At 47.2% G+C, this 13,441-nt stretch carries 11 protein-coding genes, 1 pseudogene and 1 riboswitch; of the genes and pseudogenes, 2 read left to right on the plus strand and 10 right to left on the minus strand.

Features of this window, described 5'->3' with window-relative positions; translation table 11 throughout:
- Positions 1–76: 76 nt before the first annotated feature.
- A complete protein-coding gene (locus T458_RS38860) occupies positions 77–3,175 on the minus strand; it encodes a hybrid sensor histidine kinase/response regulator (protein ID WP_023556450.1) in 3,099 nt (1,032 codons plus the stop codon).
- A 237-nt stretch (positions 3,176–3,412) separates the two neighbouring features.
- Between T458_RS38860 and T458_RS38865 the strand changes: the two genes are divergently transcribed.
- Positions 3,413–3,961, plus strand: a complete 549-nt coding sequence (locus tag T458_RS38865; protein ID WP_023556451.1) for a GNAT family N-acetyltransferase — start codon at positions 3,413–3,415, stop codon at positions 3,959–3,961.
- Between the two features lie 135 nt (positions 3,962–4,096).
- Here T458_RS38865 and T458_RS38870 read toward each other — a convergent pair whose 3' ends face one another.
- The 5 genes from T458_RS38870 to T458_RS38890 all read right to left on the minus strand — a co-directional run bounded on the left by T458_RS38870 (position 4,097) and on the right by T458_RS38890 (position 7,995).
- On the minus strand, positions 4,097–4,837 hold the full coding sequence (locus T458_RS38870) for an amino acid ABC transporter ATP-binding protein (protein ID WP_023556452.1): 741 nt from the start codon (positions 4,835–4,837) through the stop codon (positions 4,097–4,099).
- A 20-nt stretch (positions 4,838–4,857) separates the two neighbouring features.
- Positions 4,858–5,589 carry an amino acid ABC transporter permease gene (locus T458_RS38875; protein WP_023556453.1) on the minus strand — a complete coding sequence of 244 codons (732 nt, stop codon included), beginning with the start codon at positions 5,587–5,589 and terminating at the stop codon, positions 4,858–4,860.
- 113 nt (positions 5,590–5,702) lie between these two features.
- Entirely contained in the window at positions 5,703–6,554 is an 852-nt protein-coding gene (locus tag T458_RS38880; RefSeq protein WP_023556454.1) for a transporter substrate-binding domain-containing protein, read from the minus strand.
- Between the two features lie 154 nt (positions 6,555–6,708).
- Positions 6,709–6,891, minus strand: a riboswitch (Lysine riboswitch).
- 73 nt (positions 6,892–6,964) lie between these two features.
- Positions 6,965–7,429: a hypothetical protein gene (locus T458_RS38885; protein WP_023556455.1), complete on the minus strand. Its 465-nt coding sequence runs from the start codon at positions 7,427–7,429 to the stop codon at positions 6,965–6,967.
- 86 nt (positions 7,430–7,515) lie between these two features.
- Positions 7,516–7,995, minus strand: a complete 480-nt coding sequence (locus tag T458_RS38890) for a GyrI-like domain-containing protein (protein ID WP_023556456.1) — start codon at positions 7,993–7,995, stop codon at positions 7,516–7,518.
- Positions 7,996–8,106: 111 nt separating this feature from the next.
- On the opposite strand from T458_RS38890, the pseudogene T458_RS38895 reads away from it, so the two are divergent.
- Positions 8,107–8,800: pseudogene (locus T458_RS38895) on the plus strand (HTH domain-containing protein).
- 84 nt (positions 8,801–8,884) lie between these two features.
- Here T458_RS38895 and T458_RS38900 read toward each other — a convergent pair.
- From T458_RS38900 to T458_RS38915, 4 genes are all read right to left on the minus strand, one after another.
- On the minus strand, positions 8,885–10,405 hold the full coding sequence (locus T458_RS38900; RefSeq protein WP_023556457.1) for a tripartite tricarboxylate transporter permease: 1,521 nt from the start codon (positions 10,403–10,405) through the stop codon (positions 8,885–8,887).
- 20 nt (positions 10,406–10,425) lie between these two features.
- Positions 10,426–10,869, minus strand: coding sequence for a tripartite tricarboxylate transporter TctB family protein (locus tag T458_RS38905; RefSeq protein WP_023556458.1), 444 nt, complete (start codon positions 10,867–10,869; stop codon positions 10,426–10,428).
- A 123-nt stretch (positions 10,870–10,992) separates the two neighbouring features.
- Positions 10,993–12,054: a tripartite tricarboxylate transporter substrate binding protein gene (locus tag T458_RS38910; RefSeq protein WP_023556459.1), complete on the minus strand. Its 1,062-nt coding sequence runs from the start codon at positions 12,052–12,054 to the stop codon at positions 10,993–10,995.
- 24 nt (positions 12,055–12,078) lie between these two features.
- Positions 12,079–13,383 (minus strand): FAD-dependent oxidoreductase, encoded by a 1,305-nt coding sequence (locus T458_RS38915; protein ID WP_023556460.1) that lies wholly within the window; start codon positions 13,381–13,383, stop codon positions 12,079–12,081.
- Positions 13,384–13,441 lie beyond the last annotated feature (58 nt).

Genomic DNA, 13,441 nt, shown 5'->3' on the forward strand with positions numbered 1-13,441 from the left:
CTCCTTGTAGGTAAAAATATGTACATATACGATGGTCCCATAGCTCTGTTAAGGCCGTGTTAACGCTATATGAAATTTAGGGAGAGCGTTTGCAAACATGAAAAGAAACCTTTGTCCCCGCACCTGGTGTACTTTGGATACGAAGTCCTGTTCCGAAGTGGCGTTTTAATCGTTGATCCGTATTAATCAATCCTACTCCGGCCCTTCCATCTGCTTTTCTCTCCAATATTCGCTGCAATTGAACGTCGTCCATTCCGATCCCGTCGTCTTCTACTGATATCTCTGCATGCGTTGCATGGACGGAAATCCGAATCAGAATTTTGCCTCCTCGCGCTCGCTTCATAATGCCGTGTCGAATCGCATTTTCCACTAAAGGCTGGATCGTAAGAAATGGGATGTGCAAATCCTCGCAGTCATCGATCTCCCACACAACCTGCAGCCTTTCTTCGAATCGAACCTTTTCAATGTATAGATAAGAGCGCACTAGACCCAGTTCATTCTCGATCGGAACTGCTTCATCCATATTTTGGAATTCGAATTTATTCCTCAAATAATTGCTGAACTCATCCAGCAAGCTACGCATCTTATTCAAATCAATGTCGCTTAAAGCGGTTACCGCATTTAATGCATTGAATATAAAATGTGGCTGGATTTGCGCTTGCAGCCATGCGGCTTCTAATCGCACTTGTTCCCGAACCATCTGTCTGATCGCTGTCAGCGAATCAATTCGCGATCGTATTTCCAATGCTTCCACGGGCTTTGTCACATAATCATTTGCACCCGCTAAAAAGCCGCTTTGAATATCCTTCGGTTGGCTTCTCGCAGTAAGGAGCAAAACAGGGAGCTCTGTATGTGCAAACCGTTTGCGAATGATTCGTGTCAGCTCATAACCAGACATCTGCGGCATCATAATGTCAGAGATGACGAGATCCCATTCCTGCGTATCCAGGATCGCCAACGCTTCCTTCCCGCTCGTAACCATCGAGATCTCGTATTCCTCTGGCGGCATTATCGCTTCAAGCACTTGAAGGTTGACGGGATCATCATCAACGATTAATATTCGCGGACGATGACGGTTCAGTTCTGGGAAGGTTGTTTGCGTTTCAGCTGGCGGGCTTTCCACTTCTTCCCGATCAAGCTGAAGTGGCATAGATGGCAATGCTGCTTGTTCGATTGTCTTCAGAACATCTTTTTCTTCCTCCGCTTTCACATCTGCCAGCTGTAATGAAAATCTGAATTCTGAGCCTTCTCCCAAAACAGAGGATACTTCCAACGTCCCCCCATGAAGCTCAACCAGTTGCTTGCTAATGCTTAACCCTAGCCCAAATCCTCCTTCAATCATGGTCTCACTGTAGCTGGCTTGCTCATACGGACGGAAGAGGCGCTTTTGCATCTCCTCATCCATCCCAACCCCGGTATCGGTAACCACAATATACGCTCTTCCGTCCTTTGCAAAAGCTTGAATCGAAATTTCCCCTTCATTCGTAAATTTCACGGCATTATGCAGCAAATTGAAGATGATCTGAATCACCCGATTTTCATCTGCAAGCACGGGGGGAAAATCATCAGGAATTTGATTCACCATTTTTACAGGCTTTACTTCCGTATCATATTGCAGCATATCGAGAACTCCGGTCACGATTGGCTGAATCAAAATGACTTTTTTCTGTATACGCGGGTTGCCTTCCCGCAAGCTCATCACATCTATCAAATCATTTAATATCAATGTCATCCGACGTCCGACCGCTAAAACCGTTTCAAGCTCTTTGATACTCCTCTCCTGCAGCAAATGTCGCTCCCTTTTTAATACCGATTGGGACATGTTCAAAATGCCGTGAAGCGGATTTTTAAACTCATGGGACGTGTTTGCCAAAAACTGATCCTTATGGTCATTCATTCTTTGCAAAGTAGCAGCAAGCATCTTCGTGTTCGCATGCATGTGAAAATAATCGTGAAACCATACAGAAGCAAAACATCCCATCGAAATAATCAGATCAAACGGATAGTTGATCACACTCAAGCCACTTTCCCGCCAGATCAAAATCCAAACTAAATGGTGTATCAGCGCCAGAATGGAGATGAGCAGCAGGAGATGGCTCTTGATATCCTTCATGACTCTTTTCAAGATGGCAATAATCGTGATCATTGTTGCAATACTGACCAATAGAAAATACACCGGGAAGAGCATGATGATCTGATCAGGAGCCAAAAACAACGTAATGCCCGCAGTCCCCACACTCATTGCCGCATAAAAAGGATAGACCCTCCTCCAATAAGGCAGTTCACGATGATCGGTACACTCCAGCAGCGCATAGAAACTAATTAAGAGAGCAGCATTTGATATCCGAAAATCCCAATCGTAGCCGATGTAAAACAATAGATGAAACAGCTTCTCATCATTACTAAATACATTAGAAAGTGCAGTACATAGTGTCAGCAATGAAAAATAAAGCAGCTTCTTTTCCCGATTTCCCAGTAAAAACAAAATCAGCGAATAGCCAGCATGCACAAGAAAGATCACGACCGCAAGAAGCTGCATCGAAATGGAGACTTTCATTTCCTTGGCAATCGCTTCTTCAGAACCAAATTTGATGGAACGAATAATGCCGCTGCCTCGACTATCCCTATAATTTGCCGCCTGAATCACCAGTTCGATTACTCCGTTCTCATCCACCGTGAAGGTTGTCGAATAAGGCAGGTTCTTCGCTATATATTCCTCTTTTGCGGTTGCTACTCGCCCGGATTTGGCAAGCAGTCGCCCATTTACATACAATTCTGAGGAAGATCGCACGCTGGGTACCCGAATACTATAGTTAAGGTCCTTCTCCGGATTTACATAAAGACGCAAGCGATAGGAAGCATATCCGTATGGAGTTGGCTTTTCCGCATCAAGAGCTTCATTCCATCCTCCCGGAACCTGAATAAGCGTTGGCACATCCCCGCCTGATACTGGTTGCCGACCACCGTCCATCAACCATTGGGAGGGATAAAACTCCCATTCACCATCAAGCATGAGAATGTCACCTTCTTCTGCATTCCAATCACGCAAATCGAGTTGACCATTCTGAATGGCAGACTGTTTTTCATGGTGGAAAATTTCCATCCACAGCATGCGCGAGCTGGATAAAATGATGACGATTGCCACTAGCAATAATAGAATTTGGCTTTTTTTCATGTGGTCTATTTAGCGAATCATTCGCCAAGAATCGCCCCTCTCTTCATGAAATTGCAAGCCCTGACATACCAAGATATGTAAGAGGGTAGCTACCTATAAGTTACCATAGAGAAACGGTCGGTAGCGTGTAACACCGTGAATTTTTTTATGAAAATTTAAAAAATGTTCCTGGATCTTGTCGCCGAATAATTAGTATGCGTCAAAAAAAAAGGCAATTGATAATAAGGGGGCATATCGATGCTGGCGGGAAAAAACGTAAATCTGAGAATGATCCATGATGAGGATTTGCCAGAGATGCTTCATTTGATGAATGACTTGCAACATAGAGGCGACTATCTGGGAGTCGAGTTGCATCATGAAACCAAGATTCAAAAATATTACGCGGATGCAGGATTTTGGGAAAAGGATTTTGGTAGAATGCTCATCGTAGATAAATCTGACCGATTATTGGGAAGTACAACATTTTTCAAGGGAATCGGTGACAGCGAAGGCTATGAAGTAGGCCTCCAGATATACAAAAAAGAAGATCGAGGGAAAGGGTATGCTGCGGAGGCGCTACAGTTGTTTTGTTCTTATTTATTTGACTTAAAGCCCATACAGCGCCTTCAGGTCTGTACAGCAAAAGAAAATGCAGGCGCCAGGAGACTTGCTGAAAAATGCGGGTTTGTCTTTGAGGGAACCATGAGACGAGCTTTTTTTGCACGGGGGAAGTATCATGATTTGGATTTTTTGTCTTTGTTAAGGGAAGAATGCACGCCGCTTAAGGAGGTCTTGGCGAAAGAATAAGTGCTTCTGATGTCCATATCCAGGTTTTGAGTTCCCTGATTTCAAAAAAGGGGCTGCGCCAAAAAATCGGCTAGCCCCATTTTCTCATGTATGCAGCACTATCCGGACACCCGCAAAATCCTGCGCTTCACAACCCTACGCCTGTTTCATCGTACGCGCCAAGAACTCCTTCGTCCGCTCCTGCGTCGGATGATTGAAGATCTGGTCTGGACTTCCTTCTTCTGCAATGACGCCCTTGTCCATAAACACCACACGATCAGAGACATCCTTCGCAAACTCCATCTCATGCGTCACGATCAGCATGGTGAGACCAGATCCGGCGAGCTCCTTCATGACCTTCAGCACTTCGCCGACCATCTCCGGGTCAAGAGCAGAAGTTGGCTCGTCAAACAGCATCACATCCGGGTCCATGGACAGCGCCCTGGCGATGGCCACCCGCTGCTTTTGTCCGCCAGACAGCTGCTTTGGTTTTGCGTTGATGTATTTGTCCATCCCGACGACCTGCAAATACTTCATCGCTACCTTCTCCGCCTCTTCCCTGGAGCGCTTCAGCACTTTTACTTGTCCCACCACGCAGTTGTTCAATACATTGTGGTTATTGAACAGGTTAAACTGCTGGAACACCATCCCGAGATGTCTGCGGTAAGCGAAAATATCATGCTTCTCGTCCAGGATGTTTTCACCGCGATAGATGATTTGACCGCCGCTTGGCTTTTCCAAGAGATTGATGCAGCGAAGAAGGGTGGATTTCCCAGATCCCGAGGACCCGATAATCGAGACGACTTCCCCTTTGTGCACGGAAAAATTAATGTCCCGGAGTACCTGATGGGTTCCAAAAGACTTGTTCAAATGCTGAATATCAATGATGGTGTCCATTGTCACTCCTCCTTCCCTCATTATCGCGCTTCCAGATGCGTTTGCGTCATCGAGTAATTCTCTGGGCCATCCAGTTTGCGCTCGAGGTAACGGAGTACTCTGGAGACGATCACCGTCATGATTAAGTAAATCGCGCAAGCCACAAAGAACGTTTCAAAATACCGGAAGTTGTTCCCCGAGATCGATTTTGTCGTGAAATACAGCTCCGTTACGGAAATCACGTTCAGTACAGACGTATCTTTAATGTTGATGACGAATTGATTCCCCGTTGCCGGCAAAATATTGCGAATAACCTGTGGCAAGACAACGTGAAACATCGTTTGCAGATGGTTCATCCCAATCGCTTGCGCGGCTTCGTATTGGCCTTTATCTACGGAAACAATGCCGCCGCGAACGATCTCTGCCATATACGCGCCTGTATTGATAGACACGATAAAGACGGCGGCAAACAACCGATCGATATCCATACCAAAGGCTAAAGCAGAACCGTAATAGATCACCATCGCTTGCACGATCATCGGTGTTCCCCGGAAGAATTCAATATACGTGGAGAAAAGAGCATTAATCACTTTCAGACCGATTCGTTTGGCTCCACGTTCCGGAAGTGGAATCGTGCGGATCACCCCAGCCAATAGCCCGATCACTGCCCCCAATATGGTACCGATCAAGGCGATATACAGTGTGGTCCCCGCTCCCCGCAGGAACATGGGCCAGTTCTCGGAAAGTATTCTGATCATCCAATCAAAACTCATGTTTGTCCTCCATTTCATCGTCCTTTTTTTGCTAACGTCAGGCTTGGGAGGGAATCTCGTCTCTTAGCAGTTAAAACCGACTGCATCGTGATGCAGCCGGTTTCTCGATTCTGTTATTGTGCTGCTGGCTGATTCTTGATAGCGGCATCCATGATTTGGGTGCGTTCTTCCTCTGAGATACCAGCCAATGCTTCATTGATTTTTTGAGTCAATTCACTATCTTTTTTTACACCTACCGCGATAGCCGTATCATCTTCGGAGGTTTGGAAGCCGTCTTTGAATTCTACCATCACATAGTTCGGATTCGCCGCTGCTGCACTCACCGCTTCCGGACGCTCAGACACGTAACCATCGATCACGCCGGATTCCAGAGCTACGCGCATCGCAGGGAAGTTGTCCAACGCCGGCTGCTGTTCCACTCCTTCGATTTGCGGAATCACGGAGTAGTGGAAGGTATTCAATTGTGCCGTTACCTTCGCTCCTTTGAAGTCTTGGATCGAAGTCGCACCTTCGTATTTGCTGCCTTTTTTCACAACCATCACCAGGTTGGATTTGTAGTAGTTGTCGGAGAAGTCGATGGTTTCTTTGCGCTCAGCAGTTGGAGACATACCCGCGATGATCGCATCGATTTTGCCAGAGGTTAAAGCGGGAACCAGACCGTCCCATTCTGTTTTCACGACGACCAATTCTTTTCCTAGGCTTTGCGCGATTTTCTTGGCGATTTCTACATCGTAGCCACCCGCGAATTCGGAGCTTCCATCGATTTTGACGGCGCCATTGGAATCGTCCATTTGCGTCCAGTTGAATGGCGCATAACCCGCTTCCAGACCGACTTTAAAAGTAGAATCTCCAGCAGGTGCTTGTGCTGGATCTGCTGCCGGGCTGCTGCTGGTGCTTGTCCCGCACCCGGTTAAGAGGATCATAGCTGATAGAAAGATAGCGAGAAATGATGACTGTTTTTTCAAGATTGTTCTCTCCTTTTGATTTTTCTGATGATAGTAGGAAAACTTCGTCGCCCCCGAACGGTGACAGGGACTTTGTAGAAAAACAAAAAGCGACCTGAGAAAGTCTCAGGCCGCACTATTTCCATAGTTCTTCCATAAACCTCCCTTTTAACCCAAATGAGATAGCTCAACTCAATAAATCGGGGAATTTATTGAGACAGTCCTGCAGCTATTAACTGCAGACCCAGCATGTAATACCGAGCATATTACAAGCTTCGGCGACATTTCCTTCTCCCTGGCCTCATCGTTTTCTCGCACTCCACCAAGGACTGTTAAATATCGCGCCTCTACCTCACTGTAAAAAGTGAGGTCTTATTAAATTTGTTTATCAGTATACTATTTTTTGAGGGGGGCGTCAAGATTGGAGTCCTTTAGTATTCTCCTTTGATGACAAAAAACGAACCTCGAATGGTTCCAGCCAGCTTCGACTTCTGCCTGGCAAACTTAAATTTCTCTTCCAGCTCCTTCGGTACCTCCATCCCCTCGGAAAGCTTAAAGCCAACAGCCCGCTTCTTCGGGTCATCAACCGTATACATGACATTGAGTCCCAGACCATCCTCATAAAAGACGTAGGCAAATTGGATATTTTCCACTTGAAAGCGCGAGGTCTCCAAAGGTTTGGCCGAAAACTCAATACCGCGTTCTTCTTTCAAAACCCGATTCACATAATCAAGGGTCTCCTGGCTTTCGCTGGCTGGTACAACCGTAAATTCATGCTTGTATTTGTTCATAAAGTAACGGGCTTCATTCGCACGCAACCCAGCAAGCGCTTCTGCTACAGGGGAAGACTCCAAACCAACCGTAGACACATTTTTAAAATCAACGATATAGGACAACTCCAACCCTCCTAAAAGTTTTCGAGAATTACTTCTTAGAACCTACTTCGGGGAAAACTCGCATCGAAAGCATTCGCTTTCCCTCTTTATTTCCTAACAACCGGAATCCAGATTTCACCGACTACCAAGCCGTCCCGCATCCCCATGTCGACCGTTGTATTTGGTCCGCCGACATAGGCAAAATCTTTTGCTTCTGGCAAAACTTGACCAAAGGCAATGCCCGTAAGCATATTGCTCAACTCATCAAACGTCTTCCCTTCCCCTTTCACCACCAGATATTCTCCTTTGGGGAATTGGATCACTCTGGTTGCTTCTGGCAGCGTTGCCTCTGTCATGACGCCAGCATAATGCATCATCTTGCTATTTACCGCTTCGTTTACGGCAAAGATATAGTCGTTTGTGGCGACGGTCTTTAACGTGTCTAGCCTTCCATCTTGCTTGATAGCCGACCAAAAGTCTGCTTTCTCCTTGGTTATTCCAGCAAAGTCTCTGTAATCGCTCTGAAGCTCCATTCCAATCCCTAAAACCGTAAAGCCATCTTTTTCTTCCAAAGTAAAATCTGCCATGTTTAAAGCCCTCCTCTTTCGTAAATGGATGAAATCGTATGTCTTTTTCTCTTGATGAGTTTATAATAGTCTTGAATCATGTCAAAAAATGATACTGTTTAGGAGGTCCCGATGAAAAAAGTTGAACGGATTAATATTATCATGCGGTATATCAACAACCGGGCCCACTTTACCATATCTGAAATCATGCGAGAATTTAACATCTCTCGTTCGACAGCGATTCGAGATATCCGGGAAATTGAAGCCATGGGGATGCCGCTTGTCGCCGAAGTGGGGAGGGTTGGGGGTTAAACTCATCCAAATCCTTCTGTCGGATCGCTATTTGCTCATTTCCGTCAAAGAAGAGAAGGACATCATGTCCTATCCCATATATCTCTTGCATCTCTATCATGAAAAAGGTGTTTGGCTGATCGAAGGCTTTGTCTTACAGGATGAGAAAAGGCGGATTTTCCCTGTCGACAATCTCACCGATGTCAAACCATACCCTGCGAAAAAAAGAGTAAGCAGAAAAAAGATAGTCGAAAAGCTAAGCAAGCAGGAAGAAGAAATGAACCTTGTCCTGGAGCTTGGTCCACAGGCGATTGCACAGTTTAAAAAATACCATCCTTTAAAAGCTTCCCTTTCCTATACGAATCCTTACCAAACCACAGCCATTCTAAAGACTTTTATCAATGTTGCGAATTCCGAAGAAGTGACAGAAATCACAAATTGGCTCCTATTCCTGGGAGAAGATATCAAGGTCAGAGAAGTGCCAAAAGAAGTGTTGGAGGGTCTGCAAGAGAGATTACGATTATTCTGCCCATAAGCCGTGCCGATTAGAACTTCCCGGTTGACAAAAACGGGGACGCGAATCGTCGCATCCCCATTGTACCAAGCCTCAATCTATTTATTACTCCGTGATCTCCACATCTGATCCCACTGCATCCTTCACCCTCGATTTTGTCCGCTTCATCATCACAATGGATACGACGAACAGCACGAGGGCCAACAACAGAATCGTCAGCGAAATAGGTCTTGTGAAGAAAATCGCAAAGCTTCCTTTCGACATCGCCATAGACTGGATAAACGACTTTTCAAACATCGGTCCCAGCACAAAGGCCAAAAGCAATGGAACGACCGGCCAACGATATTTTTGCAAAAAGTAGCCGATCACACCGAAGATGATGGCGACAAATACATCGAACAAGCTGTTATTGATCGAATAAGCCCCGACAAAGCTGAGGATCAAAATCACAGGTCCCATAATGCCATAAGGGATTTTTGTCAATTTGGCCCACAGCCCGATCAGCGGCAGGTTCAAGACCAGCAGCATGACGTTGCCGACGAACATGCTGGCAATAACCGCCCATACAAATTCGCTATGCTCTTCAAACAAAGTAGGTCCCGGCGTCAGTCCGTTTAACATGAAGCCAGCCAACAAAACAGCCAGCGTGGTTGAGCTGGGAATCCCCAATGCTAACAGGGGAATGAATCCCGAAGAGCTGGTTGCATTATTGGCCGCTTCAGGTGCCGCGACCCCTTTCATTTCGCCATGTCCGAATCTTTCCGGGTTTTTTGACACTTTTTTCTCCAGGTCATAGGCCAAAAAAGTGGTGACGGCGGCAGAGCATCCCGGCAAAAGCCCCAGGAAAAAACCGACTAATCCTCCACGGAACATCGCCCCGGAATTTTCGCGTATTTCCTTGAACTTCGGGTAGATATTGGTAATTTTTCCCACAGCAATCGATTTCGTGTTCTCTTCCATTCCTTTGATGACTTCCGAGATAGCGAAGAGACCGATCACGACACTAATGATATCAATGCCTGCCTCTAACGGCTCTATCCCGAAGCTGAAGCGCACCTGGCCACCGGTAAGTCCGATCCCTGTCATGGACAGCAGGTAGCCAAAGAGCCCCATGATCAAGCCTTTGATCAAAGAAGCGCCGGCCAGATTGACGATAACCGTTAACGCCAGGAACATCAGTGCAAAATACTCGGGCGAGCCGAATTTCAACGCTTGATCGGCAAGCAGGGGAGCGAAAAAAACAAGGCCAATCACACCCATCGTACCGGCAACAAAGGAGCCGATCGCGGCAATGCCAAGCGCCGGTCCACCCCTGCCTTGTTTGGCTAAGGGATACCCATCCAGCGATGTGGGAACAGCGGATACTTCACCTGGAATATTGAGCAATATGGCAGTGGTCGATCCCCCGTACATCGAGCCGTAATAGATCCCGGCCAGCATGATGATCCCCTCTGTTGGCCCCAGTACCGTAGTGACCGGCAAGAGGATCGCGATGGTGGAAGTCGGTCCAAGGCCCGGCAGCATGCCGACCAATGTGCCAATCAATGCTCCCCACAGCGCCATCATGATATTCGTGGGTGAGAGGGCAACCGAAAATCCGTCTAGAAGTAAGCTTAATGTTTCCATTTGTGAGTCACCCCCTTACATTAAAAGTTGAATATCCCACCAGGGAACGGCATATTCAGCCAGTAAACGAATATAGCGTAAACACACACCGTCTGAATTGCGGAGAAGAGCACCGATTTACGATAATTGTAGGAACCGATAATTCGAAATAATGCGATGGAAATGAGAAAAGTGGCGATGGCAAAGCCTAGATAATAGAGCAGCACACAATAACCCAATAAAACGCCAAAGATGCCCGCTATTTTCAGCATCATTTGACGGTCAGGATATTCTACCTTGAAACTTTGCCCTTTTACAAAGACTGCGAGTAATCCGAGAACGATCAAGCCTATGCCAATCACGCCCGGCATGATATGATCCCCGACATAAAAACTCAAGCTAGTCGGGTACAATCGTAGAGCTTCGTAAAGGGAAAGCCCACCAAAGATGATACTTATCAATCCTCCGACACGATCGGCCAACATAAGCGTGCTCCTTTCCAATCGTCCCGCTGCCAGCCTGATTCCCGATCACCGCCACATATGCAAAGAGGGATAGCGTGTACCCCTCTTTGCATAATGGCTTGGGAGCCAGAGGCTTCTGGACAACTATTGTTTTCTTGGGATATTCAAGGTTTCAGGGCTTACTTTCGCTGCGCCTGTATCTTGCAGCAGCCAAGCTGAGATCGATTGCTGGTCGCGCCAGAACTTCTCGGCTTCCGCACCGCTGATGCCCATCGGAATGATCGCCAAGTTTTTCAACAATGCTTGGTAATCTGCATCCTTGGACGCTTCTGCAAATGCTTTTTCCAACGATTGCTTGACGTGATCAGGAGCTTCTTTTTTCACCCACACGCCGTAGAACGGTCCCCACGGCAGGAATTTCGCCATATCCGGCAATTCCTCGGTAATAGCCGGTACGTCTGGCAGCTCCTCTGCCTTCTCATTGTTGACGACAGCCAGGACGCGGACTTTCCCGCCTTTTGCATTTTCAATCGCTTTTGACAGGCTGACGATCGATACGTCGATATGGTTGCCGAGCAGCGCTGTCACGATCGGGCCTTCACCATCATAAGGAACCATGTTAAATTCGGCGTTCTCACTCTGGCTGATCATCGCTGTTACCATATAGGAAAGTCCGCCTGGACCAGTGGTTCCCATTTTGATGTCGCCTGGATTAGCCTTTACATCATTCATCAGGTCTGTCATCGTCTTGTACTTGGAATTTTCGTGTACGGTGATGGCAGCCAAACCGCGTCCCATGATATGAACCGGATAGAATTCCTCAAAGCTGCGTTCCGAAAGCTTCAGAACACCATAGACAGTCGGATTTTCTGCAGAGAACAGCAACGTATGGCCATCTGCATCTTTGTCATAGACGTACTTGGTTCCAACTGTACCTGTAGCTCCCGGTTTGTTCGTGATATTAACCGGTTGACCCAGCTGTTTTTCGGCGACAGTGGCAATCGCACGCGCCACGAGATCGGTCCCGCCTCCTGCACCGAAAGGTACGATACCCTCGATTTGTCTCGTCGGATATTGCGGCTGTTCGCTTTGCCCCTGGCCGCTCTGTCCCTGACCGCTGCTGCATGCGGACACGAGAAGCATGCTCGCTACTAGACAAAAGGCTGCTCCCTTTTTCCATAAAGAACTCTTTTTTTGTTTGAACATGAAAATTCTCCCCCTCAAGATTATCTAAATAATTGCACCCTGCTCGCGTAATTGTTTCTTTAATTTGTTTGTATCGATATTTTTTAATAGTACCTGATCCTGCATGCTTATCACACACGCAACGCCTGCCGCTTGTCCGATTGCCATGCAGATGGACATCACTCTGGTAGAGGCATTGGCAAAATGCGTGGTCGAAATCGATCTCCCTGCCACTAGCAGGTTATCGACGTTTCCGGGAATCATCGTCCGATAGGGAATCTGGTAGTTTTGCTTCAAATAGGTTTTGATGGTTTTGTTCTCGACCGCATCATGATATTCGACTGGCCAAGCCCCCCAGCAAATCCCGTCCTCGAACGTCGCTCCCTGCATCACATGCTCCTCTGTCAGGACAAATTCGGCAACGATTCTCCTCGATTCCCGGACGCCGATTTGAGTAGCAATTTCACTCAAATGAGAATCCTTGAAGCCCGGAATCTTATCTCGTAAAAATTGACTGTACTCGATGCTGGACCTTCTGCCCTCTATTTCGGCTTCTGTCATTTGTTTGGCATCGATGGCAGAAAAAGAGATCCAATTCAAGTTGGCAATGATCGAATTTCCCACCGCGGATTCCATATACACCCCTGACGTTCGGGTAAACGCATACTCGCCTTTGTCAATGCTTGCCTGCGCCAGATCCTTGTACTGCTGACGGGTGAATGCCGTTGCTTCCTTCAGATCGACATCCCCCATTTTAAAAATGGTCGTCGCTGCTTGAACCTGCCCCTTTTCATTGCCGATAACATAAGGAGCGTCCACCATTGGCACTACATCCGCATCTCCCGTACAATCCACGAATGTTTTGGCAAATACGCGGAAGACTCCCTCTTTGTTCGTAATAATGGCGTATTGGATGCTGCCGCTTTCCTTTTTTACACCAATGACTTGTGTATGCAGCAGGAGCTGGATGTTTTCGTAATGAGCCAGCAAGCGGTCAATGGCAACTTTCAGCAAGTGGTGGTCGCACGTATCCGCCCGATGCTGTCCGAAATCCAGCCCTTCTTTCGCTCCGCCCAGCTTGCCCAGCTCCAGGAACAGCTCGTCTCTTACCCCGCCGATAATCTTGCTCTCTTTATCTGCCGAATAAGCGCCGCAAATCGTGCTCACTGCGGCGGTAGTAGCCATTCCGCCGAGAAAACCGTATTTCTCGATGAGAAGCACCTCTGCTCCGCATTTTGCTGCTCCTACGGCTGCCCCTATCCCGGCGAAACCGCCACCCATCACCAGGATCTCCGTATGCAGATCGCCGCCGAATTTGAAACCCAACTCTGTTACCGCCGATTCAAACATTCTGTGTGCCACCTCATGTCTCTACCTTTTGTAGTCATTTTCAGGGATCATTCACGCT

Source organism: Brevibacillus panacihumi W25 (assembly GCF_000503775.1).
Taxonomy (GTDB): domain Bacteria; phylum Bacillota; class Bacilli; order Brevibacillales; family Brevibacillaceae; genus Brevibacillus; species Brevibacillus panacihumi_A.